The sequence below is a fragment of the Streptomyces sp. NBC_00572 genome, from assembly GCF_026341815.1.
In the GTDB taxonomy this organism is placed as follows: domain Bacteria; phylum Actinomycetota; class Actinomycetes; order Streptomycetales; family Streptomycetaceae; genus Streptomyces.
This window is the reverse complement of the sequence record NZ_JAPENX010000001.1, coordinates 4,776,067-4,798,163: the sequence shown is the minus strand read 5'-3', so window position 1 is coordinate 4,798,163 and position 22,097 is coordinate 4,776,067. Positions and strand designations below refer to the sequence as shown.

The following is a 22,097-nucleotide window of genomic DNA, read 5'->3' as shown; positions in this document are numbered from 1 at the left end:
CGGACCCGGGATGATGGGCGTATGTCCCGCCTGCCCATCGAGCCTCGCCCGTTGAACGTCTCCGAGCGAGCAGTGCTGGAGCACATCCTCTCGGCCGACTTCACAGGGGCGTCCGAGCTCCGCAGTCAGCTGGACCGGACGGAGGTCGTGGCCCTCTGGGCGCCCGGGTCGGTCAGCGTGGATCTGCGGGTCCTGCCTCCGGCACGGCATGCCGCCATGCCCGACGAACTGGTGCCCGTCGACGCTCACGTCCATGACGAGTCCGGCGACTACAGCGGTGTGCTGCTGGTGTGGACCGACAAGGGCGCCACCCTGGCCGGCCTGGAGTACGCCTGGTTCGGCGACGAGGTGCCGAGCTCCTTGCCGCCTGCCCACCGGGTGCGGGCTGCCACGCGCTGACCGTCCGCCCGCTGACCGTCCGCGCGCGGAGAAAGCGCCAGGAAGGCGCCCTGGCGGCGCGCGCCGCAGGCGCCCACCTGGACACCTGCTTCTTCCACCCTTTCCCCGACGGCAACGCCCGTTCCGCCTTCCTCGCCCTGATCTTCGTCCTCGCCCGCGAGGGAGTGGCGCTCGAAGGCGTGGGCCTGCTCCGCCATGTCACCTTCCAGGCCGACGTTCCTCAGGACGCCGTCGCCTTCGCCCGATACGTCGCAATCCATCTGACGGAGACCCGGCGCCGCGCCACACCCGATGCCTAGCTCCTCCCCGCTTTCCCCGCCCTCCCCTTCCGGCAGTTCGGCGAACCACCCGACCGACCAGTGGTGTTCGGCGACGGGACGACGAGGAAGGCCAGTGCCGCCACAACCGCCACACTCGCCGCGAGCGCCAGAGCGCCCGTGAGGCTGCGGGCCGCGACCGGGCCGGCGACCGCCGCGCCCAGCGCGAATCCCGTGATCTTCAAACTGGCGCCGGTGGTGAAGATCTGGCCACGCAGACGCTCCGGGGCCTCCCGGTGGCGCACCGCGAACAAGGCGGCCAACTGCGGCCCTTCACCGACTCCTACGATGAACACGGCCACGATCAGCGTGACTTGATGACCTACGGCGGCCAAGGCCAATCCGGCGGCCTGGACGAGGGCAGCGGCCCAGATGATCGTGTCGGGAGCCATGGAGTGCGGAGACCGGGCGAGTGCGGCATTGGCCGCGAGGCCGGAGATCGCCACACAGGAGAGCAGTACCGCGCTCCGGTCGGCTCCGCCCAGCACCCGCTCGCCCAGCATCGCCATACAGGCCATCAGCATGCCCTGAGCGGCACAGGAGACGACCGAGGTGAGGGTCGCCCGGGCCAGCGGCGGCCTCTCGACGATGGTCCGCAGGCCGGCAGCGAGGTCGCCGATCACCGATCTGACACTCGATCCGATACTCGATCTGGCACTCGGAGCGGCACCCCAGGTGCCACCCGTACTCGCACCCTCGGCGGTGCCCGACGCGGCATCCGACGTGGCACCCAGCGTGGCGCCCGCGGCTGCACCCGACGTACGACCCGATGTACGACCCGCCCCAACCACCAAGGCAGCACGAGCCCCTTGCACCCGGCCAGGACGGGCGGGCAGCGCCCACGCGGCAGGCAGGGCCACGCCGATGAGCACCGCCGCGACCACCACCGCCGTCGGCGCACCCATGGCCTCCGCCACGCCACCGGCCAGGGCCGAACCCGCCAGACTCGCCACGCTGAAGGTCATCGCGTCGAGCGCGTTCGCCCGGGGCAGGCGGGCGGCTGCCACCACCTGCGGCAGTTGCGCCGTCCAGCCGCCCGACAGGGCCGGCCCCAGCAACCCCGTCAGCACGGCGATGAGGACGGTGACGGAGAACGGCCAGTGGCCGAGCCCCACGAGTATCGCCCCCAGGCCCGCCGCGTACAGGACGAGGGCTCCGCCCAGCAGGCGGCCGGGCCGCCGTGCTCTGTCGAGGAGCGCCCCCAACACCGGGCCCCCGACCGCCGCGGAGATCGTGACGCCCGCGAGCAGGGACGCCGCGTCCGTGGCGGATCCGGCCAGGGAGAATCCTGCGAGCATCAGCGCCGGCCCTGACATCTCGTCCCCGGCGCGAGCGGCCACCGCTCCGGCCAGATACAGGTGGAGCGAGTAACGCTTTCTCATCGGGCGGACGTTACGGAGGTAACTCAAAACTCGGCAATATGCGTTACATTCCGCCGGTGCCCTCCACCTTCGACGACAGGTCCCCCCGCCCCTCCGTCCTGACCACGGCGCGGCGAACCGCCGCCCTGGTCAACGCTCTCGCGGACGACCGCCCCGACCCGGCCGTCATCGCCGACGTCACCGACGTACTGCGCGCGTACGGCGAGCCGGACCCCATCGATCTCACCGACCGCGACGTCGCCAGGATGGGCGCCGCCGCCACCCTGCTGCGCGAGGTCTTCGCCGCCGAGCACACCGAGGCCGCGGCCACGACCCTCAACCGCCTCCTGCAGGAGCACACCGGCCCGCTCCGCCTGACCGCCCACGGCGGCAGCACCCCCTGGCACCCCCACCTCGACCATGACGACGACGCCCCCTGGGACGCGTGGCTCCTCGCCTCGTCCTGCATGGCCCTGACGGTCCTCCTCTGGGACCACCAACGCCCGCCCGGGAGGATCTGCGCATCCCCCCGCTGCCCCTACGTCTTCATCACCCAGGGCGCCGGTCCGGAGCGCCGCTACTGCTCCCGCCGATGCGCCACGCGCGAACGGGTCGCGGCCCACCGGCGCGCCCGCTCCGCCGAGCACTCGAACGACCGGTGAGCAGGACGCGAGCGCGAGCAGGCGTCTCTATCTCCAACCTGCATTGTTCCTAGAATGGCCAGGTGGAGGACATCGAAGCAATCGCCATGCTGCAGGATCCGGTGCGGCGCCGCCTGTACGAGTACGTGGTGGCACAGGGCCGCGAGGTGGGCCGCAACGAGGCCTCCGAGGCCCTCGGGGTGGCGCGCACGCTCGCCGCGCACCATCTGGACAAGCTGACCGAGGCCGGGCTCCTGGAAAGCGGCAGCCGCCGCCTGACGGGCCGCTCGGGACCGGGGGCGGGCCGCCCCGCCAAGGTGTACACGCGGGCACCGGTCGAACGGTCGGTGTCGCTGCCCGTCCGCGACTACCGCACCGCCGCCGAGCTGCTCGCCGAGGCCGCCGAGCACGCCGGGCTCGACGCCGGACTCTGCGCGGCCGCACGCCACCGCGGCGAGGCCATGCGCGGCTCGGCCGCACCCTGCGGAGACCTCGAAGAAGCCATGAAGACGCTGACCGCCCGCGGATACGAACCGCACCTGGAAGACGCCGGGGGTGCCGAAAGTCCCGAGCCCGGGCCCGTCGTCCGTATGCGCAACTGCCCGTTCCACGCCGTCGCCGAACGCTTCCCGCCACTCGTCTGCGGCATGAACCTCGCACTCCTCGAGGGGCTGCTCGGCACGGACGGCCCCGTCCGCGCCCGCATGGACGCACGGCCCGGGGAGTGCTGCGTGGTGGTCGAACCTTCTAAAAACAATGTTGATTGACATAGAAAAGCGAGCCGTGCTGGGATGAGGCCATGACCGCATCCGCGCATGCCGCTCACCTCGCCCAACTCAACATCGCCACGCTCCTCCACCCCTTCGACGACCCGCGCGTGGCGCCGTTCATCGAGATGCTCGATCCGGTCAACACCGCCGCCGACGGCGCGCCCGGCTTCGTGTGGCGGCTGGTGGAGGAAGGCGCGGCCGACGCCACCGGCCTGCGCCCGGCGGGCGAGGGCGTGATCGTCAACCTGTCGGTGTGGGAGAACCAGGACGCGCTGTGGGACTTCGCCTACCGCAGTGGGCACCTGGAGGTGATGCGGCGGCGGCGCGACTGGTTCCAACGGCACGTCGAGGCGCACATGGTGCTCTGGTGGGTCCCCGTCGGCCACCTCCCGACCGTCGGCGAGGCCCTGGAACGGCTCGCGGACCTGCAGGCACACGGCCCGTCCCCGCGCGCGTTCACCTTCGCCTCCTCCTACAGCGCCGCCGAGGCCGCCGAGCACGTCCAGGCAGCCGTACCGCCGGCGTAACTCGACCGGCCCACCCGGTCCGACCAGCTCCACCAGCCCGTCCGGACCCCGAGACCAACGCCGACACCGAGGCCAACGCCAACGCCGACACCGGCACCGGCACCGGCACCGGCACCGGCACCGGCACCGAGCCCAACACCGGCCGCGGACCCGGCAACACCCTGACGCAGGGCTGCTCGACCCGGCTGGGCAGCGGCGGAAACGCTCTCGTACGGGCTCCCGCGAGGCTCGCGTGGCGGTCGGCCGCTCAGCAGACGGCCCTACCCGTCCGCCGAAGGGTGCGGGAGCACCGTCCACAGGTCCCCGCCGCCCGTGGCCAGCCGCATCAGCGTGAGCGCCTTCGCCGGGAGCGGTTGCGTCCGCAGGGCGTGGAGGTCCGGGGTCGGGGCGAGGTCCCGGGTGGCCGTCTCCAGGATCGTGCCGAGGGTCGGCGCGTCGCCGGCCAGCGGGCCGAGCGCGCCGGTGACCAGGCCGCCGAGGACCTTGCGGCGGAGCGTGACCGGATCGTCGTTCAGGAGGCGGCCGCTGACGGGCGGGGCCGCGATGCCGTGCCGCGCCAGCCGGGCGGGGCTGATGCGGATGTCGGCGAGGTCCCGGTAGACGAGGCGCCGGGTCCGGTCTTCGACGTCGACGACGGCGAGCAGGTTCTGGCCGTGCGCCTCCAGGGCCACCCCGAGGTCGAGCAGTTCCAGGCAGACGCCGAGGGCGAGGCGCGCGAACTCGACGACCCGGTCGAGCCGTTCACCCGGCGCACGGTACGCGAGGAGCGTTGGAAGGGCCGCCACCGGAACGACCCTCTCCCCGGCCGCCGCGTCCGCGTGGACATGCGGCGACTCCCGCAGGAGCGCCGCGAGATCGGCCGTTCCCGCCCCGGCCGCCGCCGACGTCCGTGCGATGTGCAGCCGGCCGTCGAGCCGGCGGGCGAGCCGCTCGACGAACTCGGACGTCGCGACGGCATGAGTGACGGTGTACGCCGAGATGTCCCGCACGGTCGAGGTGAGCCGGGTGGTCAGCGACGTCTTGACGTGGGTGTCGCCTCCCATGTCGAGCGTCCGCAGCGACAGCAGGGGGTGGGCGTCCGGACCGGGCCGCAACGCGAAGCCGGACAGGCCGGAAGGGCCGGACAGGACGTGCCTGGCCTGCCAGGGGTGGACGGGGATCAGCACGGCGGATCCGTCGCGAAGCTCGCTCGGCCACTCCCCCGACAGCGTCGCACCCTCGACCGCGGCCAGCCGCAGGCCCACCACGGGCCGGTGCTCCGGCGCGTACGCGAGCTGCTCGGCGGCGGAGAAGCCGGGCCGGGAGCGGCAGCCCGGATGGTACGGATGCCCGTCGGTCTCCCCCTGCTCCCACTCCCACGGGTGCACGGGCGGCGCCTCCCGCCGAGGGGCCGTGCGGGAAAGGGCCAGTGACGCGACGCTGTGGTCGAGCTCGGCTGCCAGTCGCGCGCCCTGCGGAACGGCCAGGGCCACCACCAGCTCAGCCGGATGGTCGTACCGGACCCCGTCCAGGTCCAGCCCGGTCACGGACACCGCCGTCGCCCAGGGATCCGAGTGCGGACCCCACAGGCGCCGCCCGTCCTCCAGGCGGAGGGTGACGCCTTCTCGGCCGACCGTGCGCGCGGCGACCCAGGGCAGCGGCTCATGGACGAGCCCGCGCCACAGCCGGGTCAGCACGGCGGCCCTCGCGCCCGGAAGTCCGGCGGCGTACGCGGCCGTCAGCGCCGGTCGTACGGTGTCCAGCTCGGCGGCGAGCGTCCGCTCCGCGACGGTTCGGCCCATGCGGATGTTCTATCGCGGTCGAACGCGATCCACACATACTGAGGTCGATGAACTCACTCGCGCGGGCCGCCGACGCACTGGCGGTGACGCCCCTGCTCAACTGCCTGCTCCGCGAGGCGGCGGACCCGACGACGGACCCGGCGGACCCGACGACGGACCTGTCCACGGCCCCACCCCGCACCGGCCACGACCCCGGCCAGAGCAACCAGGTCAGCCACAACCACGCCAGCACCAGCACCAGCACCAGCACCAGCACCAGCACCAGCACCAGCACCAGCACCAGCACCAACGAAACCACCCCGTACGCCGTCCACCGCCTGCGCGTCAGCGGCCGGCTCCTGCGGGTCCGTCCCGGCCACCGCCCCTCCGCCCCCGAACTGTGGACGGGGCACATGTGGCGGATCCTCCGTCACGCCGAGCTCGTCGACCTCGCGGTCCAGGAGATGTACGCCTCCACCGGCCTGGGCAATCCCGCCCTAGCCGCCGAGATGACCGCAAGCCGCGCCGCCGTACAGGCCGTGCTCGCCGCACGCGCCCGCGTGGCGCCGCCCGAGGACCCCTGGCTGCGCTCCGAACAGGCGCTGGTCATGGGCCACCCGTACCACCCAGCCCCCAAGGCACGCGTCTTCGACGGCCCCCCTGCCGACTGGCTGCGCTACGCGCCTGAGGCGTACGCCCAGTTCCCGCTCGTGCTGCTCGGTGTACGCGAGGACGCGGTGGTCGAGGACGGCGACACCCGAGCCCTCGACAGACTCGGCGAGGCACCCCCCGGCTACCGCCTGCTCCCGGCCCACCCCTGGCAGCTGGCGCTCTCCGATCGCACTACGCGCGTGCGTGCCGCCTTCGCCGAGGGCAAGCTCATCCGACTGGGCGTCACACCCCGGCCGGCTCGGCCGACCGCCTCGGTCCGCACGCTGCACATTCCAGGAGACGGCACCGGGCACGGGCACCAGGCCGGCTCCGGGCACGGCCACCGGGTCGGCGCCGGGCAGAGCTCCCGGGTCGGCGCCGGGCACGACTCCCTCAACGGGCCCCAGGACGGCGCCGAGGACCTGTTCCTCAAGTTCAGTCTCGACGTCCGGATCACCAACGACATCCGCCGCATGCGGCGGCACGAGCTGCTCCATGTGCGCCGCACCGACCCGGTCGTGGCCGCCGCCTTCGCCGCCATGGGCGGCCCCGCGTCCTGGCTCAGCGACCGCGGCTACCGCACGGTGGACGGTCTCGTCGAGACCTGCGCCGTCCTCGTCCGGGACGGCCTCGACCGGCATCTGGTCCCGGGCTCGACCGCGGTGCTGTCCGCCGCGCTCGCCGAGGGCTTCCCCGGCAACCCCCTCGACCGGATCACCGACCCCGGGCCCTGGTGGGCGGCCTATCTGCGGTGTGTCGTGGCGCCCGTCCTGGAGGCGTTCGCCCGCTTCGGGGTCGTCGTGGAGTGCCACCTGCAGAACACCCTGATCGCCGTGGACACCCACGGCACACCCGTCCAGTCCGTCTTCCGCGACGCGGAGGGCGCCAAGACCATCCCCGAGATGCCCCGCGCGGCGGCCTGGCGCAGGCTCGTGTACTGCCTCGTCGTCAACAACCTCTCCGAGATCGCCGGCGCCCTCACCCACCGCTTCCCGGGCTCCACCCCCGGGCTGTGGGCCATGGCCCGTGCCGAGTTCGAGCGCGGAGGCCGACTGCCGGCGCTCCCCGGCATCAAGGCCCTGCTCGACTCCCCCACCGTCCCCGGCAAAGCCAACCTGCTCTCCCGCTGGCTCCGCGCGGAGGGCACCGCGCCCCACTACCTCCCCGTCCCCAACCCCCTCACGAGCGCTCAGCACAGCGCCGTCGGCGGCACGCGCGCGTGACCGAGGCACATCGCGCCACGCTCTACGCCTCCGTACGGCCCTGCTCCCCGCGAGCCCGCTCCGAACGGGCCCGCACCCCCCGCACCGTGCGCGTGATCCCGTACCCCAGCAGCCACGGCAGCACCGTGATGCCGAGGACGTACACGAGGAAGTAGCCCCGGAAGTCGTCGTCATGGAGGACTTCCTCCCAGGTGATCACGGGCATGAGAATGGCGGTCGCCGAGACCACGACCGGCACCAGCGGCAGCAGCACGGACCAGAGCCGCGGCCACCGTCCGGGCCGCCGGGCGCACCACACCCCCATGGCCCCCATGACGAAGGGCCCGAACGGCACCCACAGCACCACCGGCACGAACAGCAACGCCCACCACTCGTCCGAGTACCCGTACATCATCGAAGCCCCCCAAGGCCGCCTGGTCCCACGCTCCGCGCGGTCCCACTCCCGCCCGCTCCCACGTTCCCGCCCCGCCGCCGCCCCCCGCCTATCCTTCGACGCATGGCCCTCCCCCTCCGTTCCCCGGGCGGCGGGCGTCTTTCGCCGCGGGCCGCCGATGCCCTCGTGGCGGGTGTCGTCCTGGTCGTCGTCGCCGTATGGACGCTCGTCTCCGCGCAGTACGCGAGCGAGCCAGCCGTCCGTACGGTGCTCGGCTGGGCGCTCATCCTGGTCGGGTGCGGGGCGCTGTACTTCCGGCGGCGGCAGCCGGTCACCGTCGCGGTCGTGACGCTGCTCGCCTGCGTCGTCTACTACCCGCTGTCCGCGCAGGACGGCCCGCTCATGATCGCCTTCGCGCTCGCGCTCTACACGACCGCCGCCGAGGGCCGCTTCTCCGCCTCCGTCGCGCTCGCCGCCGTCACCCTGCTCGCGGTCGGGCTCGGCGAGATCCGGCAGCGGCCGGGGCACCGGCAGATCGACGACACCTCGCTCGTGATGCTGGCCGGCTGGCTGATCAGCCTCGTCGCCGTGGGACGGGCCCAGCGCACCCGGATCGCCTATCTCCACGAGGTGGAGCAGCGGGCGCTCGCCGCCGAGCGGGAGCAGGAGGCCCGGGCCCGGCAGAGCGCGACCGAGGAGCGGCTGCGGATCGCCCGCGAGGTGCACGACGTGCTCGGCCACAGCATCTCGCTGATCAACGTCCAGTCCGGTGCCGCCCTGCACCGCCTCGGCAAAGGACCGGCACCGGAAGCGGGGCTCGTCACCGCCACCGAGGCCCTGGAGGCGGTGAAGGCCACCAGCAAGGACGCGCTGCGCGAGCTGCGGGCGACCCTCGGGGTGCTGCGCCGCGCCGACGAACCCACCCCGACCGTCCCGTCCTCCTCGGGCCTGGCGCTCCTCGGCGACCTCGTCGCACGCGCGCGTAGTGCCGGTCTGGATGTCCGTACGGACGTCACGGGCACGCCCGTACCCCTGCCGCCGCCGGTCGACCTCGCCGCGTACCGGATCGTGCAGGAGTCGCTGACGAACATCACGCGCCACGCGGGCGCGAGGACCGTCCACATCACCCTCGACTGGGGCGCGGACGCGGTACGGCTGCGGATCGCGGACGACGGAGAGGGCGCGCCGGAGGGCCGGCCTCTCGGCAGCGGCATCCGGGGCATGGCCGAGCGGGCCCGTGCGTACGGCGGCGAGCTGACCGCCGAGAATGGGGCCGCCGGCGGTTTCCTGGTGGACGCCCACCTCCCGCTCACAGAACCCACCACGTCCGAGGGGGACCCCCGATGATCCGTGTCGTGCTGGCCGACGACCAGACCCTGGTCCGGGCCGGCTTCCGGTCGATCCTCTCCGACGAGGAGGACATCGAGGTCGTCGGCGAGGCGGGGGACGGCGAGCAGGCGATCGCGCTCGCCCGTGAACTGCGCCCGGATGTGGTCCTGATGGACATCCGCATGCCGGTGCTCGACGGCCTGGAGGCCACCCGCCGCATCACCGCCGACCAGCGGCTCGAAGGGGTACGGGTGGTCATCCTGACCACCTTCGACGCGGACGACCACGTGTACGGGGCGCTGCGCGCGGGCGCGTCGGGCTTCCTCGTGAAGGACACCGAGCCGATGGAACTCCTGCACGCGGTACGGGTCGTGGCACGCGGCGACGCCCTGATCGCCCCGGCCGTGACCCGCCGTCTGATCGCCGAATTCGCGGGCCGGGCCGACCGGCAGCCGGACCCGAGCCCCCGGCTCAATGCCCTCACCGAGCGCGAGCGCGAGGTTCTCGGCCTGGTGGGCGCCGGACTCTCCAACGACGAGATCGCGGGCCGCCTCGTCCTCTCCCCCGCCACCGCGAAGACGCACGTCAGCCGGATCATGACCAAGCTGGCCGTACGGGACAGGGCGCAGCTGGTGATCCTGGCGTACGAGTCCGGAATGATCACGCCGGGCTGGCTGGCCTGACCCCATCGGCCAAGGCCGGACCCATCTGCCGAGGCCGGACCCCATCGACCGGACCCCTTCGACGGGACCCCATCGACCGGACCGCCGACCTCGTGGAACAGGACACTCCTAGGGGTCGGGGACCGGACGGCGCAACTCACGGGGTACGCGCGCGTGGCCGGGCACAACCCCTGGGGTACGGCCGTTGTCCACCCTGGGGTGATGCCGGGCCCCTGACCGTACGCCGACGCTGAACGGGTGAATCAGGACGTACTCGATCTCGCGCGGCTGCAGTTCGCCCTCACGGCCGGGGGGCACTTCCTCTTCGTCGCCCTCACCCTGGGGCTCGCGACCGTCGTGGCCGTGCTCCAGACGCGGGCCACCTTCAGCCGGAAGCCGCTGCACGCGCGCATGGTGCGGTTCTGGGGCCAGCTGTACGTGATCAACTACGCGGTCGGCATCGTCACCGGCCTGGTGATGGAGTTCCAGTTCGGCATGGCCTGGAGCGGGCTCACCCACGAGGCGGGCAACATCCTCGGGGCCTCACTCGCCGTCGAGACGATCGTCGCGTTCTTCGTCGAGTCGACCTTCCTCGGCCTGTGGATCTTCGGCTGGAACCGGCTCAACCGCTGGGCCCACCTGGCCGCGATCTGGATCGTCGTCCTGACCGCCTACGTCTCGGCGTACTGGATCCTCGTCTCCAACGGCTTCCTCAACCACCCCGTGGGGTACGGCTCCGAGGGCGGCGAGCTCGTCCTCGACGACCCGCTCGCGGTACTGACGAACCCCTCCGCGCTGCTCGCCTTCGGGCACATCGTGGCGGGGGCGCTCCTCACGGCCGGCTTCTTCATGGCCGGGGTGAGCGCGTACCACCTGTTCCGGCGCAGCCCGGAGTGGGAGTTCTTCGGCCGCAGCCTGCGGATCGGGGTGTTCCTGTCGGCGCCCGCGCTGATGGTGACCGCCGTCTTCGGCGGGGTGCAGTTCGCCGTCCTCGACACCTTCCAGCCGATGAAGTCGGCCGTGTTCAGCGGAAAGACGGCGGAGATCGCGCGGGTCCAGGCGGAGCTGACGGAGCGCTTCGGGCCCGGCGACTACGTGCCCTCCGAAGCATGGACCCGGGGCGGCGCGCTGCTGATGCTGATCAGCTTCGCCCTGATGATGTACCTGTGCTTCGCCGGGGTGATCCTGGCCGCCTTCAAGAAGGTCGTCTTCCGGTTCCGGCTGTGGCATCTCGTCCTGATGGCGGCCGTCCCGCTGCCGTACATCGCGATGATCAGCGGCTGGGTCTTCCGGGAGTCCGGCCGCCAGCCCTGGGTGGTCTACGGGCTGCTGAAGACGGAGGACGCGGTCTCGAACCTCTCCCCCGGCACCATGCGTCTCTCCCTCATCGTCTTCACCACGGTCTTCTTCCTGCTCGCCGTCCTCAACGCCTGGCTCCTCACCCGGCACGCCCGCCGGGGCCCGGTCGACTCCGGCCTCGGCCACGACGAACGGCCTTCTCGGGGAGGGGACGGGGCGGGCGAGGACGAAGCGCCGGACCCGGCCGACGCCCTCCCCGCGCCCCACTACTGACCCCTGCTCCCTGTTCCCCGACTCCTGACTCCTTTGACTCCTGACTCCTGACTCCTGACCAAACCACCGAGGAAAGCCCGAGGAGCCCCCGTGGAGACCCTGGCCATCGCCCTGCTCGCCTTCTTCGCGGCAGGCTGGTTCGTCCTCGCCGGGGCGGACATCGGCACCGGCATGCTCATGCCCTGGCTCGGCCGGAGCGACCACGAGCGGCGTCTCGTCCTCGCCTCCTTCGCCCCCTTCTTCCTCGGCAACGAGGTCTGGCTCGTCGCCACCGCAGGGGTACTGGTCGGCTGCTTCCCCGCCCTCGAAGGGGAGCTCCTGAGCGGTCGGCTCCTGGTTCTCGTGGCCCTGCTGACAGGCTGGATCGTCCGGGACGCGGGCCTCTGGTCGCGCGGCCGCGGCCCGGGTCCGCGCTGGCGCGCGGCCTGCGACGCTGCCGTGACCTGCGGGAGCTGGACCGTGGCGCTCTCCTGGGGATGGCTGCTCGCGGCCCTGCTCACCGGGCGGCCGTACGCACCGGCGACCGGCCCCACGGCCGTCCTCACCGCGCTCGCGGTGGCCGCGCTGTTCGCCGCGCACGGGCTCGGCTTCGCCACGCTCCGGCTCACGGGACTGCCGTACGGGCGGGCCCGCCGGCTCGTCGGACGCGCCGGGCGCCCCTGGCAGTCGTTCGCGTTCACCGCGGTCCTGATGGCCGGGCTGCCGCTCTGGGCGGGGACCGCGCTCCCGCTGGCCGAGCGGGCGGCCTCGCCCACCACGCTCGGTCTGCTCGTACCCGCCCTGCTGGTCGTCACCCCGTTCCTCGTGGCCGTCCAGGCGTGGATCTGGCACACCTTCCGGCACCGGGTCACCGGGCCGTCGTACCTCTGAGCAGGCCAGTCAGGAATCCTCGGGCCGGCGCTCGGTCTCCTCCGACTGCGACGGCCCGCCCGCCGGCGAGGGCCCCTCCGCCTGCGACGGCCCCTCCGACGGCGTTGACTTCTCCGACCTCGACCCCGACGCCGACCCCGACTCCGACGCAGGCCCCGACCCCGACTCCACCTCCGCAGCGGCCTCCTTCTTGTGGTGAAGAGCCTTCTGCAACCGGGCCACCACGGCCTCGCCGTACCGCCGGTGCCCGTGCACGCGCGGGTCGTCCGTCACGTCGTACCGCTTCACATAGGCACCGAGGAAGGCCTGGAGGGTGGCGACGGCGGGAATGGCGATCAGCGCGCCGACGACGCCGAGCAGCGCCGTCCCCGCGATGACCGAGCCGAAGGCGACCGCCGGGTGGATGTCCACCGTCTTCGACGTGAGCTTCGGCTGGAGCAGGTAGTTCTCGAACTGTTGGTAGATCACGACGAAGCCGAGCACCCACAGCGCGTACCAGGGGTTCACCGTGAAGGCGATCAGCATCGGCAGCGCGCCGGCCAGGTAGGTGCCGATGGTCGGGATGAACTGCGAGACCAGACCGACCCACACGGCGAGCGCGGGCGCGTACGGCACGCCGAGGATCTCGAAGAGCACGAAGTGCGCGATGCCCGAGATGAGGGCCATGAGACCGCGCGAGTAGAGGTAGCCGCCGGTCTTGTCGACCGCGATCTCCCAGGCCCGCAGCACCTCGGTCTGCCGGGCGGGCGGCAGGACGGAGCAGAGCGCGCGCCGCAGCCGGGGCCCGTCGGCCGCGAAGTAGAACGAGAACAGGAAGATCGTCAGGAGCCGGAACAGGCCGCCGAGGACGGTGGCGGAGACGTCGAGCACGCCGGACGCGCTGTTCTGCACGTACTTCTGCAGCCAGTCGGAGCTCAGGACGCTGTCCTGGACCTCGACCCGCGACAGGTCCGTGTGGAAGTTCTGGTTGATCCAGTTGATCAGCGAATCGAGGTACTTGGGGAAGTTCTCGACCATGTCCACGATCTGGCCGGCGAGCATCGACCCGAGGAGGACGACGAAGCCGACGCCGAAGATCAGGACGGCGAAGAAGACGAGGAAGGTGGCGAGGCCCCGGCGCATCCCGCGCGCCGCCATGCGCCCGACCGCCGGTTCGATGGCGAGGGCGAGGAAGAAGGCCAGCAGGATGTTGACGAGGAGGCCGACGAGCTGGTGGAAGGCCCAGTTGCCGAGGAGGAAGACGGCGTAGAGCGCGAGGGCCAGGACGAGCGCACGGGGCAGCCACCGCGGCATATGGGCGGCCTGAGCGGCGGGCACGGTCGCCGGGCTGCCACCGTCGCCGCCACCGGCCGGCGCCACGGAAGGGGTCGACCTGGCCGGGCCGATCGATCCGGCCGGGCCGGTCGATCCAGCCGGGGCAGTCGATCCAGCCGGGGTCGTCGATCCGGTCGATCCGGTCGAATCTGTCGATGCGGTCAGGTCGGTCGAGTCGGTGTCGTCAGTCGGAGCCACCCCGCCAGTCTCGCGCACCGCACGGACATTCCACCCGGGACCCCGCACATCGCCTTCGGTGGTCCGACGTCACCGCTTGTCGGCGGGTACGTCGACGGCCGCGCAGACAGCCCGCCACACGTCCTTCGCCTCCCAGCCGGAGTCCAGCGCCTCGCGTACCGTCCGCCCCCCGAGCTCGGACATCACATGGTCACGCGCGAAGGACTCGGCGTAGGACGCACCGAAGTGGTCCGCCATCCGTTCCCAGAAAATCGTCAACCGCATGACCCCAGTATCCCGCTCCCAAGAGTGCAGCCCGCTCCGTAGGCCTTGTCACCGCGACTTTCCGCCCTACGGTCGGAGCATGGCCGAAAAACCCCTCTCCTCCCCGCCCGCGACCCCCCTGGCCCGCGCCGAGCGTTTCGTCTGGCTGACGGCCCGTGTCCTCGAACAGCGCCGGTTCGCCTACCACTTCCTGCGCGGTGGCGCGGATCAGGTGGAGACGGCCCTCTCGGCGTACCTCAACGAGGACGGCGGCTTCGGCCACGCGCTCGAACCCGATCTCCGCGGACCGATCAGCCAGCCCCTGCACACCGCGCACGCGCTGCGGGTCCTGGACTCCATCGGCCGCTGCGGCGGGCTGCGCGTGGAGCGGATCTGCCGCTACCTCACGGACGTGTCCACCCACGACGGCGCGCTCCCGGCGATCCACCCGTCGCAGCGCGCCTACCCGTCCGCACCGTTCGTCCCGGTCGTCGACTCCCCGCCGAGCGCACTGCTCACGACCGGCCCGGTGGTCGGGGTGCTGCACCGCAACCAGGTCTGGCACGCGTGGCTGTTCCGGGCCACCGAGTTCTGCTGGTCCGCGGTGGAGGCGCTGGAGAAGTCCCATCCGTACGAGGTGCAGGCCGCCGTCGCCTTCCTGGACGGGGCCCCGGACCGCGCGCGTGCCGAGGCCGCCGCCGACCGGCTCGGCCGCATGGTCCGCGAGCAGCGGCTCGCCGTCCTGGACCCGGACCGGGAGAAGGACTACCCGGTGGCGGACGGGTACGCGCCCGGGGAACTTCACTTCCCGCACGACTACGCGCGCGTGCCGGACTCGCTGGCCACCCGCTGGTTCACCGAGGAGGAGATGACACGGTCGCTCGACCGGCTCCGGGCCGACCAGCAGGAGGACGGCGGCTGGCCGATCCGCTGGCGCGCCTGGGCCCCCGGGTCGGCCCTGGAGTGGCGCCCGATCGTCACGGTCGAGGCCCTGCGCACCCTGCGCGCCCACGGCCGCCCGGTCGACTGATCCAGAGGACGAGGTGGGCGTGGACGGGCGTCGGCCGGACCCGTACGGCACTCGGCACCGGGGACCGGCTCACGCGACCGGGGTCGGGGTCGGGGTCCACACGGTCCCGCGGTTCACCAGCCCAGCGCGCGTACCCCCGCCGTGACGGCGACGGCCGCACCCACGACGACCAGGAACGGTGCCCGCAGGACGAGCGCGACCGCCGCCGCGGCGAGCCCGGCGGCGCGCGCGTCCAGGACGACGGCGCCGCCCGAGCTGAAGGTCTGCTGCGCGGTGAGCGCGGCGAGCAGCGCGACGGGGAGCAGGGCGGCGAGCCGCTGCACGAGCGGCCGCTCCAACGCTCCGGCGGGTACGAGCAGGCCGACCAGTTTCACCAGGTAGCACCCGACGGCGGTCAGGGCGATCGCGATCCACACGTTCATCGGGAGTCCTTCTCTCGTCCGGCGGGGCCCATCCGGCGGCCCTGGAACCAGAGCACCAGGGGTGCGGCGAGGGCCGCCGCGAGGACCGGGACGCCTGCGGGCAGGACGGGCAGCAGCCCGAGGCCCAGCAGGACGGCGATCCCGGCGGTGGCCCGCTCGGTCGTGGACTTCAGCATGGGGGCGAGCAGCGCGAGGAAGACGGCCGGGCCGGCCGCGTCGAGCCCCCAGGCCGCGGTGTCGCCGATGGCCTCGGCGCCGAGCGCCCCGAGCAGGGTGGTGGCGTTCCACAGGACGTACAGCGTGAGTCCGGTGACGGTGAAGCCGATCCTGGCGGCCCGGCGGGTCGGCTGCGCGAGGGAGACGGCCGTGGTCTCGTCGATCACCCAGTGCGCGGCGAACGGCCTGACGGCCTTCGGTACGGCGAGGAGCTGGGAGAGCCGCAGCCCGTAGAAGGCATTGCGGGTGCCCAGGAAGAAGGCCCCGGCGGCGGCCGTGAACGGATTGCCGCCCGCGGCGAGCGCTCCGACCAGGGCGAACTGCGAGGCGCCGGTGAAGACGAGCAGGCTGAGGACACAGGTCTGGAGGACGCTGAGGCCGGAGCCCGCCGAGGTCACGCCGAAGGCGAAGCCGGAGAGCCCGACGGCGACGCCGACGCCGAGGGCATCGCGGACGACGGCCGCGTCGGGCTTGGCCGGGGCCGGTGTGCCGTCGCGTATGACGGGGGATGCTGTCTGTTCTGCCACGTCAGGGACGTTACGGCAGCGCCGGCGGCCCGGTCTTGTACGTTCTTGCGGCGGAGCCGGAGAAACGTCCGCGCCCCTCCGAGGGCTGCTTCCCCGTGCCCCGGGCGCGCTGGTACGCCCCCGGCGGCACACCGACGCTGCGCGTGAAGTGCCGGTTGAGGTGTGACTGGTCGGTGAAGCCGACCGCCGCGGCCGCCTCCGCCGGCGGCGTCCCCGCGTCGAGCAGCTGTCTGGCCCGCCGTACGCGCGCGTCGGTGAGCCAGGTGTGCGGCGGCATCCCGTACGTGTCCCGGAAGGCCCGGAGGAGGGCGAAGGGGCTGGTGCCGAGGTCGGTGGCGAGCCGCTCCAGCGTGGGCGGCTCGATCATGCGGTCCTCCAGGACGGCACGCGCGCGTACCGCGTTCCGGGTGCCGGCCGAGCGGGGCGGCAGCGGGGTGACGATCCCGCCGTGGCTGCGCAGCATGCGGGCCGTGACCAGCCGGAGCAGGCTGTCGGCCGCGAGCGCGTTGCCCTCCTCGGCGGCCCGGTGGACGCCGACGACGAGCCGGGCGGCGTACGGGTCGTCCACGACGGGCGAGGTGAAGCCGACCGAGCCGCGCAGGGCGAGGGTGTCGGCGGCGATGGACCGGACGATCTCCGCGTCGGGGTAGATCGTCCGGTACGTCCAGCCCTCGGGCACGCCCGCGTGCCCGGTGTGCGGGGTGTCGGGGTTCACCAGAGCGATCTGTCCGGGGCCCGCGTGAACGAGATCGTCGCGGTAGTGGAAGGCCTCGACGCCCTCGGTGATCGCGGCGAAGACGAAGGTCTCGTGGGTGTGCCGGGCGAAGGCCTTCCGGATGTAGTGGGCGTGCAGCAGGTCGACCCCGGGCAGCTCGGAGTACTGCCAGTACCGTGCCCGCTCCCCGCTCACCATGCCTCCATTCTGCGACAGGGCCCGGAGCGTCGCCGTGCCGCGTACGAACATCACGGTCCGAATATCCCCAGGTCCGGGCGGTTGTCAGTGCCGAGGTGCACGATGGGGGACATGGTCAGGTCCGCGCTCGACTCGTTCTCCCCCGCGACCCGCAGCTGGTTCACCGGGGCCTTCACCGCGCCCACGGCGGCGCAGGAGGGCGCCTGGACCGCCATCGGCGCGGGCTCCGACGTGCTCGTCGTCGCTCCGACCGGCTCGGGCAAGACGCTGGCCGCGTTCCTCGCCTCCCTGGACGGGCTGGCCTCCGCACCCCCGCCGGCCGAGCCGAAGAAGCGCTGCCGCGTGCTGTACGTGTCGCCGCTGAAGGCCCTCGCCGTGGACGTCGAGCGGAACCTGCGCTCACCGCTGACCGGTATCCGGCAGGAGTCGGTGCGGCTCGGGCTGCCCGAGCCGGACATCCGGGTCGGCATCCGTTCCGGTGACACCCCGCCGGCCGAGCGCCGGTCGCTCGCGACCCGGCCGCCGGACATCCTGATCACCACCCCCGAGTCGCTGTTCCTGATGCTGACCTCCGCCGCCCGCGAGGCCCTCGCGGGCGTGGAGACGGTCATCCTGGACGAGGTGCACGCGGTCGCGGGCACGAAGCGGGGCGCGCACCTGGCCCTCTCCCTGGAGCGGCTCGACGAGCTGCTGCCCCGCCCCGCCCGCCGGATCGGTCTGTCGGCGACCGTCCGCCCGGTGGACGAGGTGGCCCGCTATCTGTCACCGGGGCGCGCGGTGGAGATCGTGCAACCGCCGTCGGGCAAGGAGTTCGACCTCTCCGTGGTCGTCCCCGTCGAGGACATGGGCGAGCTGGGAGGCTCCCCCGCCTCCGAGGGCAAGGACGGCGGCGACAAGCCGTCGATCTGGCCGCACGTCGAGGAGCGGATCGCCGACCTCGTCCAGGCCCACCGCTCGACGATCGTCTTCGCCAACTCCCGCCGTCTCGCGGAGCGCCTGTGCAACCGGCTCAACGAGATCGCGTACGAGCGCGCGACGGGCGAGCCCCTCCCCGACGGCGCTCCCCCGGCCGAGATCATGGCCCAGTCCGGGGCGGCGCAAGGTGCCCCGCCGCTGCTCGCCCGCGCCCACCACGGCTCGGTGTCGAAGGAGCAGCGCGCCCAGGTGGAGGAGGACCTGAAGGCGGGCCGACTGCCCGCCGTGGTGGCCACCTCCAGCCTGGAGCTGGGCATCGACATGGGCGCGGTCGACCTGGTCGTGCAGGTCGAGTCGCCGCCCTCGGTGGCCTCCGGGCTCCAGCGCGTGGGCCGCGCCGGGCACCAGGTGGGTGCGGTGTCGACGGGCGTGGTCTTCCCCAAGTACCGGGGCGACCTGGTGCAGGCTGCCGTGGTCACCGAGCGGATGCGTTCGGGCTCGATCGAGTCGATGCGGATCCCCGCCAACCCGTTGGACGTCCTCGCCCAGCAGCTGGTCGCCATCGTCGCGCTCGACACCTGGCAGGTCGATGATCTCCTCGCCCTGGTCCGCCGGGCGGCGCCGTTCGCGTCACTGCCCGAATCGGCCTTCACGGGCGTGCTCGACATGCTGGCGGGCCGCTACCCGTCGGACGCCTTCGCCGAGCTGCGCCCGCGCGTGGTCTGGGACCGGGTCGCCGGGACGGTCACGGGACGGCCGGGCGCGCAGCGGCTCGCCGTCACCTCGGGCGGCACCATCCCCGACCGGGGCCTGTTCGGGGTGTTCCTCGTGGGCTCGGACCCCAAGAAGGGCGGGGGCAGGGTCGGCGAGCTCGACGAGGAGATGGTGTACGAGTCGCGGGTCGGCGACGTGTTCACCCTGGGCACCACCTCCTGGCGGATCCAGGACATCACCCGCGACCGGGTGCTCGTCACCCCGGCGCCGGGGGTGCCGGGCAGGCTGCCGTTCTGGAAGGGCGACCAGCTGGGCCGTCCGCTCGAACTGGGCCGGGCGGTGGGCGCGTTCCTCCGCGAGGTCGGCGCCCTCGCGGACGACGACGCACGCCTGCGGCTGCTCGCCGCCGGCCTGGACGCCTGGGCCGCCGAGAACGTCCTGGCGTACCTCAAGGAGCAGCGTGAGGCCTGCGGTCACGTGCCGGACGACCGGACGATCCTGGTCGAGCGTTTCCGGGACGAGCTCGGGGACTGGCGGGTCGTCATCCACTCCCCGTTCGGTGCCCAGGTGCACGCCCCGTGGGCGCTGGCCCTCGGCGCGCGGCTCGCCGAGCGGTACGGCATGGACGCGCAGGTGATGCACGCGGACGACGGCATCGTGCTGCGCCTGCCGGACGCCGACCTGATGGGCCTGGACATGGGCCTGGACCTCCTCGACCACGAACCGGTCGACCCCGGCCGGCACCTCGACACGACGTACGACGCCGACAAGGCGCCCGTCGGCGCGGCCGACGCCCTCTTCGACAAGGGCGAGATCGGGCAGATCGTCACCGACCAGGTGGGCGGTTCCGCGCTCTTCGCGTCCCGCTTCCGCGAGTGCGCCGCGCGCGCCCTGCTGCTCCCCAAGCGCAACCCCGGCAAGCGGACCCCGCTCTGGCAGCAGCGGCAGCGTGCGGCCCAGCTCCTCCAGGTGGCGAGCGAGTTCGGCTCGTTCCCGATCGTCCTGGAGGCCGTCCGCGAGTGCCTCCAGGACGTCTTCGACCTCCCCGGCCTGACGGAGCTGATGGGGGACATCGAGGCCCGCCGGGTCCGCCTGGTCGAGGTCACCACCCCCGAGCCGTCCCCCTTCGCCCGCTCGCTGCTCTTCGGCTACGTGGCGCAGTTCCTGTACGAGGGCGACTCCCCGCTCGCCGAGCGGCGGGCGGCCGCGCTCTCCCTGGACTCCCGGCTGCTCGCCGAGCTGCTCGGCCAGGCGGAGCTGCGCGAGCTGCTCGACCCGGAGGTCCTGACCGAGCTGGAGCGGGAGCTCCAGTGGCTTACGGACGACCGGCGGATCAAGGACGTGGAGGGCGTCGCCGACCTGCTGCGGGTCCTCGGCCCGCTCACCGACACCGAGCTGGCCGAGCGCGGCGCCGAAACCGCGTGGGCACCCGAGCTCGCCGCCGCCCGCCGTGCGATCCGGGTGCGGATCGGAGGCCGGGAGCACTGGGCGGCCATCGAGGACGCCGGACGGCTCCGGGACGCCCTGGGCACCGCCCTGCCCGTCGGCGTACCCGAGGCCTTCACCGAGCCGGTCAAGGACCCGCTGGGCGACCTCCTCGCCCGGTACGCGCGCACGCACGGCCCGTTCACCTCCTCCCAGGCCGCGACCCGCTTCGGTCTCGGAGCGGCCGTCACCGACGGCGCCCTCCAGCGCCTCGCGGCCTCGGGCCGGGTCGTCCAGGGCGAGTTCCACCCCTCCGGCATCGGCCAGGAGTGGTGCGACGCCACCGTCCTGCGCCGGCTGCGACGCCGCTCCCTCGCCGCCCTGCGCCACGAGCTGGAGCCGGTGCCCCCGGCGGCGCTCGCCACCTTCCTGCCGCAGTGGCAGCACCTGGGGAGCAACAGCCTGCGCGGCATCGACGGCCTCGCCCGCGCGATCGAGCAGCTCCAGTGCGCGCCCGTGCCCGCCTCGGCCCTGGAGAAGCTGATCCTGCCGTCCCGCGTCAGGGACTACTCTCCGGCGCTCCTCGACGAGCTGACGACCACCGGCGAAGTGGTCTGGGCGGGAGCCGGGTCGCTGCCCGGCAAGGACGGCTGGGTCTCGCTGTACCTCGCGGACGCGGCGCCACTGCTCCTCCCGCCGCCGCATCCGCTGGAGCTGTCCGCGCTGCACGAGTCGGTGCTCACGATCCTCTCCGGCGGGTACGGCCTGTTCTTCCGCCAGATCGCCGACCAGGTCCGGGCCACCACCCACCCGGACGCCACCGACCCGCAGCTGGCGGACGCCCTCTGGGACCTGGCGTGGTCCGGCCGACTGACCAACGACACCCTGGCCCCGCTGCGCTCGCTCCTCGGCTCGGGCCGTACGGCCGGATCCACCGCCCACCGCGCGCGGCGCACGGTCCCGCGCGGCCGCTACGGCACGCTGACCGCGGCCGCCCGCCCCGCCTCCCGCACGGGCCCGCCCACCGTCTCCGGGCGCTGGTCGCTGCTGCCCCCGCCGGAACCCGAGCCGACCCACCGGGCACACGCCCTGGCCCGCACCCTCCTGGACCGGCACGGCGTGGTCACCCGGGGCGCGGTGGCCGCCGAGGGTGTGGAGGGCGGGTTCTCCGCCACGTACCGGATCCTGGCCGCCTTCGAGGACAGCGGGCAGGCCCGGCGCGGCTATGTGGTGGAGGGCCTCGGCGCGGCCCAGTTCGCGATGGACGGGGCGGTGGACCGCCTCCGGGCCGCCGCGACCGCCCGCGACCGGGGCGCGGAGGCCGCGGCCGGCCCCCGCGCGCTGGTCCTCGCCGCGGCGGACCCGGCGAACGCCTACGGGGCGGCCCTGTCCTGGCCGGAACCGCCGACGGACGCCGGGCACAAACCGGGCCGCAAGGCGGGCGCCCTGGTGGTCCTGGTCGACGGCGACCTCACGCTCTACATGGAGCGCGGCGGCAAGACACTCCTGTCCTGGCCGACGGACCCGGACGACCCGACACTGACGGCGGCGGCGGAAGCCCTGGCCACCTCGGCGAAGTCGGGCACGCTGGGCACGGTGACGGTGGAACGAATCAACGGAACGACGTCCCTGACCTCCCCCCTGGCCGCCCCCCTGGAAAAAGCAGGCTTCGTGGCCACCCCAAGAGGCCTCCGCCTCCGCGCATGACCCTCACCCCACCCACCC

General features: G+C 73.2%; 20 protein-coding genes. 12 read left to right on the top strand and 8 right to left on the bottom strand.

Annotated features, from left to right (window positions below; all coding sequences use genetic code 11):
- Positions 1-21: 21 nt before the first annotated feature.
- Positions 22-399: a hypothetical protein gene (locus OG514_RS22235; RefSeq protein WP_266897389.1), complete on the top strand. Its 378-nt coding sequence runs from the start codon at positions 22-24 to the stop codon at positions 397-399.
- A complete protein-coding gene (locus tag OG514_RS22230) occupies positions 291-698 on the top strand; it encodes a Fic family protein (RefSeq protein WP_266897388.1) in 408 nt (135 codons plus the stop codon). Before OG514_RS22235 ends, OG514_RS22230 begins: the two co-directional genes overlap by 109 nt.
- Here the strand turns inward: OG514_RS22230 and OG514_RS22225 are convergent.
- Positions 695-2,098 carry an MFS transporter gene (locus OG514_RS22225; protein ID WP_266897387.1) on the bottom strand — a complete coding sequence of 468 codons (1,404 nt, stop codon included), beginning with the start codon at positions 2,096-2,098 and terminating at the stop codon, positions 695-697. The genes OG514_RS22230 and OG514_RS22225 overlap by 4 nt on opposite strands.
- A 38-nt stretch (positions 2,099-2,136) precedes the next feature.
- Here OG514_RS22225 and OG514_RS22220 point away from each other — a divergent pair, with 38 nt between their 5' ends.
- The 3 genes from OG514_RS22220 (at position 2,137) to OG514_RS22210 (ending at position 4,015) form a co-directional block, all read left to right on the top strand.
- Complete coding sequence (locus OG514_RS22220) at positions 2,137-2,739, top strand: CGNR zinc finger domain-containing protein (protein WP_266897386.1); 603 nt, start codon at positions 2,137-2,139, stop codon at positions 2,737-2,739.
- A 62-nt stretch (positions 2,740-2,801) separates the two neighbouring features.
- The gene (locus tag OG514_RS22215) at positions 2,802-3,485 is read left to right on the top strand and encodes a metalloregulator ArsR/SmtB family transcription factor (protein WP_266897385.1); all 684 of its coding nucleotides are present in this window, start codon (positions 2,802-2,804) and stop codon (positions 3,483-3,485) included.
- A 32-nt stretch (positions 3,486-3,517) separates the two neighbouring features.
- Positions 3,518-4,015 (top strand): DUF3291 domain-containing protein, encoded by a 498-nt coding sequence (locus tag OG514_RS22210; RefSeq protein ID WP_266897384.1) that lies wholly within the window; start codon positions 3,518-3,520, stop codon positions 4,013-4,015.
- A 260-nt stretch (positions 4,016-4,275) separates the two neighbouring features.
- Here OG514_RS22210 and OG514_RS22205 read toward each other — a convergent pair whose 3' ends face one another.
- Positions 4,276-5,796: an IucA/IucC family protein gene (locus OG514_RS22205; protein ID WP_266897383.1), complete on the bottom strand. Its 1,521-nt coding sequence runs from the start codon at positions 5,794-5,796 to the stop codon at positions 4,276-4,278.
- 47 nt (positions 5,797-5,843) lie between these two features.
- On the opposite strand from OG514_RS22205, the gene OG514_RS22200 reads away from it, so the two are divergent.
- Positions 5,844-7,649 (top strand): IucA/IucC family protein, encoded by a 1,806-nt coding sequence (locus tag OG514_RS22200; RefSeq protein ID WP_266897382.1) that lies wholly within the window; start codon positions 5,844-5,846, stop codon positions 7,647-7,649.
- 22 nt (positions 7,650-7,671) lie between these two features.
- Here OG514_RS22200 and OG514_RS22195 read toward each other — a convergent pair whose 3' ends face one another.
- Positions 7,672-8,043, bottom strand: coding sequence for a hypothetical protein (locus tag OG514_RS22195; protein WP_266897381.1), 372 nt, complete (start codon positions 8,041-8,043; stop codon positions 7,672-7,674).
- Between the two features lie 102 nt (positions 8,044-8,145).
- Here OG514_RS22195 and OG514_RS22190 point away from each other — a divergent pair, with 102 nt between their 5' ends.
- The 4 genes from OG514_RS22190 (at position 8,146) to OG514_RS22175 (ending at position 12,455) form a co-directional block, all read left to right on the top strand.
- Positions 8,146-9,369 carry a sensor histidine kinase gene (locus OG514_RS22190; RefSeq protein ID WP_266897380.1) on the top strand — a complete coding sequence of 408 codons (1,224 nt, stop codon included), beginning with the start codon at positions 8,146-8,148 and terminating at the stop codon, positions 9,367-9,369.
- Positions 9,366-10,034, top strand: a complete 669-nt coding sequence (locus OG514_RS22185; RefSeq protein WP_266897379.1) for a response regulator transcription factor — start codon at positions 9,366-9,368, stop codon at positions 10,032-10,034. The genes OG514_RS22190 and OG514_RS22185 overlap by 4 nt, the downstream gene beginning before the upstream one ends.
- Positions 10,035-10,271: 237 nt before the next feature.
- A complete protein-coding gene (locus OG514_RS22180) occupies positions 10,272-11,585 on the top strand; it encodes a cytochrome ubiquinol oxidase subunit I (RefSeq protein ID WP_266897378.1) in 1,314 nt (437 codons plus the stop codon).
- Positions 11,586-11,675: 90 nt separating this feature from the next.
- The gene (locus OG514_RS22175) at positions 11,676-12,455 is read left to right on the top strand and encodes a cytochrome d ubiquinol oxidase subunit II (RefSeq protein WP_266897377.1); all 780 of its coding nucleotides are present in this window, start codon (positions 11,676-11,678) and stop codon (positions 12,453-12,455) included.
- Positions 12,456-12,464: 9 nt separating this feature from the next.
- Here OG514_RS22175 and OG514_RS22170 read toward each other — a convergent pair whose 3' ends face one another.
- Entirely contained in the window at positions 12,465-13,748 is a 1,284-nt protein-coding gene (locus tag OG514_RS22170) for an AI-2E family transporter (RefSeq protein WP_266900923.1), read from the bottom strand.
- Between the two features lie 288 nt (positions 13,749-14,036).
- Positions 14,037-14,231 carry a DUF3046 domain-containing protein gene (locus OG514_RS22165; RefSeq protein WP_266897376.1) on the bottom strand — a complete coding sequence of 65 codons (195 nt, stop codon included), beginning with the start codon at positions 14,229-14,231 and terminating at the stop codon, positions 14,037-14,039.
- Positions 14,232-14,310: 79 nt separating this feature from the next.
- Between OG514_RS22165 and OG514_RS22160 the strand changes: the two genes are divergently transcribed.
- Entirely contained in the window at positions 14,311-15,240 is a 930-nt protein-coding gene (locus OG514_RS22160) for a hypothetical protein (protein ID WP_266897375.1), read from the top strand.
- Between the two features lie 113 nt (positions 15,241-15,353).
- Here OG514_RS22160 and OG514_RS22155 read toward each other — a convergent pair whose 3' ends face one another.
- The 3 genes from OG514_RS22155 to OG514_RS22145 are packed head-to-tail and all read right to left on the bottom strand — an operon-like array spanning position 15,354 to position 17,318.
- Positions 15,354-15,662, bottom strand: coding sequence for an AzlD domain-containing protein (locus tag OG514_RS22155; protein ID WP_266897374.1), 309 nt, complete (start codon positions 15,660-15,662; stop codon positions 15,354-15,356).
- On the bottom strand, positions 15,659-16,405 hold the full coding sequence (locus OG514_RS22150) for an AzlC family ABC transporter permease (protein WP_266897373.1): 747 nt from the start codon (positions 16,403-16,405) through the stop codon (positions 15,659-15,661). Before OG514_RS22150 ends, OG514_RS22155 begins: the two co-directional genes overlap by 4 nt.
- Before the next feature lie 10 nt (positions 16,406-16,415).
- Positions 16,416-17,318, bottom strand: a complete 903-nt coding sequence (locus tag OG514_RS22145) for an AraC family transcriptional regulator (protein WP_266900922.1) — start codon at positions 17,316-17,318, stop codon at positions 16,416-16,418.
- 111 nt (positions 17,319-17,429) lie between these two features.
- Between OG514_RS22145 and OG514_RS22140 the strand changes: the two genes are divergently transcribed.
- Positions 17,430-22,079: a DEAD/DEAH box helicase gene (locus tag OG514_RS22140; protein WP_266897372.1), complete on the top strand. Its 4,650-nt coding sequence runs from the start codon at positions 17,430-17,432 to the stop codon at positions 22,077-22,079.
- Positions 22,080-22,097 lie beyond the last annotated feature (18 nt).

Bases quoted from the DNA above. Each gene is read 5' to 3' on its own strand.
- OG514_RS22205 (WP_266897383.1), bottom strand. From the start codon at position 5,796: ATGGGCCGAACCGTCGCGGAGCGGACGCTCGCCGCCGAGCTGGACACC.
- OG514_RS22185 (WP_266897379.1), top strand. From the start codon at position 9,366: ATGATCCGTGTCGTGCTGGCCGACGACCAGACCCTGGTCCGGGCCGGC.
- OG514_RS22220 (WP_266897386.1), top strand. From the start codon at position 2,137: ATGCGTTACATTCCGCCGGTGCCCTCCACCTTCGACGACAGGTCCCCC.
- OG514_RS22140 (WP_266897372.1), top strand. From the start codon at position 17,430: ATGGTCAGGTCCGCGCTCGACTCGTTCTCCCCCGCGACCCGCAGCTGG.
- OG514_RS22190 (WP_266897380.1), top strand. From the start codon at position 8,146: ATGGCCCTCCCCCTCCGTTCCCCGGGCGGCGGGCGTCTTTCGCCGCGG.
- OG514_RS22155 (WP_266897374.1), bottom strand. From the start codon at position 15,662: ATGAACGTGTGGATCGCGATCGCCCTGACCGCCGTCGGGTGCTACCTG.
- OG514_RS22160 (WP_266897375.1), top strand. From the start codon at position 14,311: ATGGCCGAAAAACCCCTCTCCTCCCCGCCCGCGACCCCCCTGGCCCGC.
- OG514_RS22195 (WP_266897381.1), bottom strand. From the start codon at position 8,043: ATGATGTACGGGTACTCGGACGAGTGGTGGGCGTTGCTGTTCGTGCCG.
- OG514_RS22225 (WP_266897387.1), bottom strand. From the start codon at position 2,098: ATGAGAAAGCGTTACTCGCTCCACCTGTATCTGGCCGGAGCGGTGGCC.
- OG514_RS22170 (WP_266900923.1), bottom strand. From the start codon at position 13,748: ATGCCGCGGTGGCTGCCCCGTGCGCTCGTCCTGGCCCTCGCGCTCTAC.
- OG514_RS22145 (WP_266900922.1), bottom strand. From the start codon at position 17,318: ATGGTGAGCGGGGAGCGGGCACGGTACTGGCAGTACTCCGAGCTGCCC.
- OG514_RS22235 (WP_266897389.1), top strand. From the start codon at position 22: ATGTCCCGCCTGCCCATCGAGCCTCGCCCGTTGAACGTCTCCGAGCGA.
- OG514_RS22200 (WP_266897382.1), top strand. From the start codon at position 5,844: ATGAACTCACTCGCGCGGGCCGCCGACGCACTGGCGGTGACGCCCCTG.
- OG514_RS22210 (WP_266897384.1), top strand. From the start codon at position 3,518: ATGACCGCATCCGCGCATGCCGCTCACCTCGCCCAACTCAACATCGCC.
- OG514_RS22165 (WP_266897376.1), bottom strand. From the start codon at position 14,231: ATGCGGTTGACGATTTTCTGGGAACGGATGGCGGACCACTTCGGTGCG.